The sequence below is a fragment of the Roseiarcus sp. genome (assembly GCF_049514155.1).
Taxonomy (GTDB): domain Bacteria; phylum Pseudomonadota; class Alphaproteobacteria; order Rhizobiales; family Beijerinckiaceae; genus Roseiarcus.
This window is the reverse complement of sequence record NZ_JBEKVH010000267.1, coordinates 1-3,300: the sequence shown is the minus strand read 5'-3', so window position 1 is coordinate 3,300 and position 3,300 is coordinate 1. Positions and strand designations below refer to the sequence as shown.

Below are 3,300 nucleotides of genomic sequence, written 5' to 3'. Positions count from 1 at the left end.
GCGGCCGATCGACTCGTAGGCGATCAGCGCCGCGATCATCGCCAGCACGATCGCGCTGGCGAAGCCGGCGAGATCGCCGAACTTGCCGGTGCCGAAGGTGAAGCGCGGATCGTCGGCGCGGCGGCGCGCGAGCGTATAGGCGAGCGCGGCGAGCAGCAGCGCGCCGGCGTGGGTGCTCATGTGGAAGCCGTCGGCGATGAGCGCGATCGAGCCGAACATCGCGCCGCCGGCGATCTCGACCACCATCATCGCGCCGGTCAGCGCGATCACCGCCCAGACGTTGCGCTCGCTCTGAGCGTGCGCGGCGCCGAGGAAGACGTGAGCGTGGGCGGGACGATTGTCGCTCATGGGCGGCGGGATTCCGGACGGCGGACGGCGGGAGCGCGCATCGTCTTGCTGCGGACAGGACCCGTCAAGCGAGCGCCGCCGTTCGCCCCTCGCCGGCTGCCGCAGGAGGCGAGGCGCGCCTCCGTCGAAAGCAGGATTTTGACCGTCGCGGGGGCGATGCTATACGGCCTTCCTTCCGCCTCGCCACGCCGCAAACGCCGGGAAAGCCGCCGATGCCCAAGATCAAAGTGAAGAACCCTGTCGTCGAACTCGACGGCGACGAGATGACCCGCATCATCTGGCAGCTCATCCGCGACAAGCTCATCCATCCCTATCTCGACGTCGAGCTGCAGTATTTCGACCTCTCGGTCGAGCATCGCGACGCCACCAACGACCAGGTGACGATCGACGCGGCGCACGCGATCAAGGCCTGCGGCGTCGGCGTCAAATGCGCGACCATCACGCCGGACGAAGCGCGGGTGAAGGAATTCCATCTCAAGGAGATGTGGAAGAGCCCGAACGGCACGATCCGCAACATCCTCGGCGGCGTCATCTTCCGCGAGCCGATCATCTGTCGCAACGTGCCGCGGCTGGTGCCGGGCTGGACGCAGCCGATCGTCGTCGGCCGCCACGCCTACGGCGATCAGTACAAGGCCACCGACTTCAAGGTCCCCGGCAAGGGCCGGCTCACCATCCGTTTCGAGGGCGACGACGGCAAGGTGATCGAAAAGGAGGTGTTCAAGTTCCCGAGCGCCGGCGTCGCGATGGCGATGTACAACCTCGACGACTCGATCCGCGATTTCGCCCGCGCTTCCCTCAATTACGGCTTGATCCGCAAGTACCCGGTCTATCTGTCGACCAAGAACACCATCCTCAAGGCCTACGACGGGCGGTTCAAGGACCTGTTCCAGGAGATCTTCGAGACCGAGTTCAAGGCCAAGTTCGCCGCCGCCGGCGTCACCTACGAGCACCGGCTGATCGACGACATGGTCGCCTCGGCGCTGAAGTGGTCGGGCGGCTATGTCTGGGCGTGCAAGAACTACGACGGCGACGTGCAGTCGGACACGGTGGCGCAGGGCTACGGTTCGCTCGGCCTGATGACCAGCGTGCTGCTGTCGCCCGACGGCCAGACGGTCGAGGCGGAAGCCGCGCATGGCACGGTGACCCGCCATTACCGCGAGCACCAGAAGGGCCGCGCCACCTCGACCAATTCGATCGCCTCGATCTTCGCCTGGACGCGTGGCCTCGCCCACCGGGCCAAGCTCGACGACAACGCGGAACTGGCGCGCTTCGCCTCGACGCTGGAGAAGGTCTGCGTCGCGACCGTCGAAGCCGGCTTCATGACCAAGGACCTCGCGCTGCTGGTCGGCCCCGAGCAGAAGTGGGCGTCGACCGAGGGTTTCATCGACAAGATCGACGAGAATTTGAAAGCCGCGATGGCGAAGTGACCCCCTCGCCCGCTTGCGGGAGAGGGCTGGGGTGAGGGCAGGCGCCCGTGACTCGCCCTCATCCGGCCAGGCTTCGCCTGGCCACCCCCGGGTCTTCGCCCGGGGGCAGGCTTTTCTCCCGCGAGCGGGAGAAGGGGCGCAGCTCGGCGAAACGAAGCGAAATCGAGCGAAGCGAAAGCGAAGCGGGCGGCCTCGTTTTTGCTGCGTTTTGCGTCGATTTGCGCCGGAAACGAAGCGCGGAAATTTCGCCGGTTCCCGACTTTCCAGCGGCTTAGGCGTCCTTTCGCTTCGCCTGTCGAAATATTGGCCTTCCTCGGTCGGCGCGAACCCCGCCTTGCTCGATCCGAAAGCTGGATTCTAACCTGCTTTCTGATTTTCAGGAAGCTTTTTTCGAACTGTCGCCGCGATGCGCCTCACCCCGCCCGCAGCCCGTCGATCAGCAAGTCGATCAGCCGCCGAGCCTGGGCCTTGCTTCCCGGGCCCGGCTTGATGCGCCAGAGAAAGCCGAAGACGAGCAGCACGTCTTCGGCGTCGACGTCGGCGCGGAACGCGCCGGCCGCGGCGCAGGCTTTGAGCAATTGGTCGAGCGCGCCGACCATCGGCCAATAGGTTTCCTCATGGTCGCGGTCGGTGATCGCCGCATGCAGCACCTCGGCGAGCCCATGCTTCATCCGGCCGTAATCGGCGAGGCGATCGCACCAGGCGCGAAAGGCCTCGGGCGGAGGCTGCGCGGCGATCAGCGCCGGCGCAAGATCGACCAGCGCCGCGATCTCCTTGCGATAGACGGCGAGAACCAGCGCCTCGCGGGTCGGGAAGTGGCGATAGAGCGTGCCCGGTCCGACGCCGGCCGCCTTGGCGATCGAATTGAGCGAAGCGTTCGGCGAGGCGGCGAAGGCGACGCGCGCCGCCTCGAGAATGCGCTCGCGATTCTGCCGCGCGTCGGCCCGCCGCCTCTCGCCTACGTCGATCATGCGCGCCCCCAGGCTCCGTTCGCCGCTTGACGAAACGGAGAGTTCTCCGGTATTGAGCCTGGCGACCGGAGACCTCTCCGCTTGTCCATGCCAGCCAGGACCGCCGCATGCAATACGTGAAGCTCGGCCGAACCGGCCTCGACGTCTCCGCCATCTGCATCGGCGCAATGACCTACGGCGATCCGACGCGCGGGCATCCGGTGTGGTCGCTCGACGAGGCGACGAGCCGGCCGCTGATCCGCCATGCGATCGAACAAGGGATCAATTTCTTCGACACCGCCAACATGTATTCGCAAGGGTCGAGCGAAGAGATTCTCGGCCGCGCCCTCAAGGCCTTCGGCGCCCGCGACGATCTCGTCGTGGCGACCAAGCTCAGGCACCCGATGCGGCCCGGCCCGAACGGCGCCGGCCTGTCGCGCAAGGCGGTGATGACCGAGATCGACCACAGCCTCGGCCGCCTCGGCATGGACAATGTCGATCTCTACCAGATCCATCGCCTCGACCCGACCACGCCGATGGAGGAGACGCTCGAAGCGCTGCACGACGTGGTCAAG

At 66.5% G+C, this 3,300-nt stretch carries 4 protein-coding genes; 2 read left to right on the top strand and 2 right to left on the bottom strand.

Annotated features, from left to right (window positions below):
- The coding region (locus ABSF49_RS21215) for a cation diffusion facilitator family transporter (RefSeq protein WP_424114618.1) at positions 1–348 on the bottom strand (348 nt) is incomplete at its 3' end.
- A gap of 212 nt (positions 349–560) precedes the next feature.
- Here ABSF49_RS21215 and ABSF49_RS21210 point away from each other — a divergent pair.
- Positions 561–1,775 (top strand): NADP-dependent isocitrate dehydrogenase, encoded by a 1,215-nt coding sequence (locus ABSF49_RS21210; protein ID WP_424114617.1) that lies wholly within the window; start codon positions 561–563, stop codon positions 1,773–1,775.
- 413 nt (positions 1,776–2,188) lie between these two features.
- Here ABSF49_RS21210 and ABSF49_RS21205 read toward each other — a convergent pair whose 3' ends face one another.
- A complete protein-coding gene (locus ABSF49_RS21205) occupies positions 2,189–2,746 on the bottom strand; it encodes a TetR/AcrR family transcriptional regulator (protein ID WP_424114616.1) in 558 nt (185 codons plus the stop codon).
- A 107-nt stretch (positions 2,747–2,853) separates the two neighbouring features.
- Between ABSF49_RS21205 and ABSF49_RS21200 the strand changes: the two genes are divergently transcribed.
- The coding region (locus ABSF49_RS21200) for an aldo/keto reductase (protein WP_424114615.1) at positions 2,854–3,300 on the top strand (447 nt) is incomplete at its 3' end.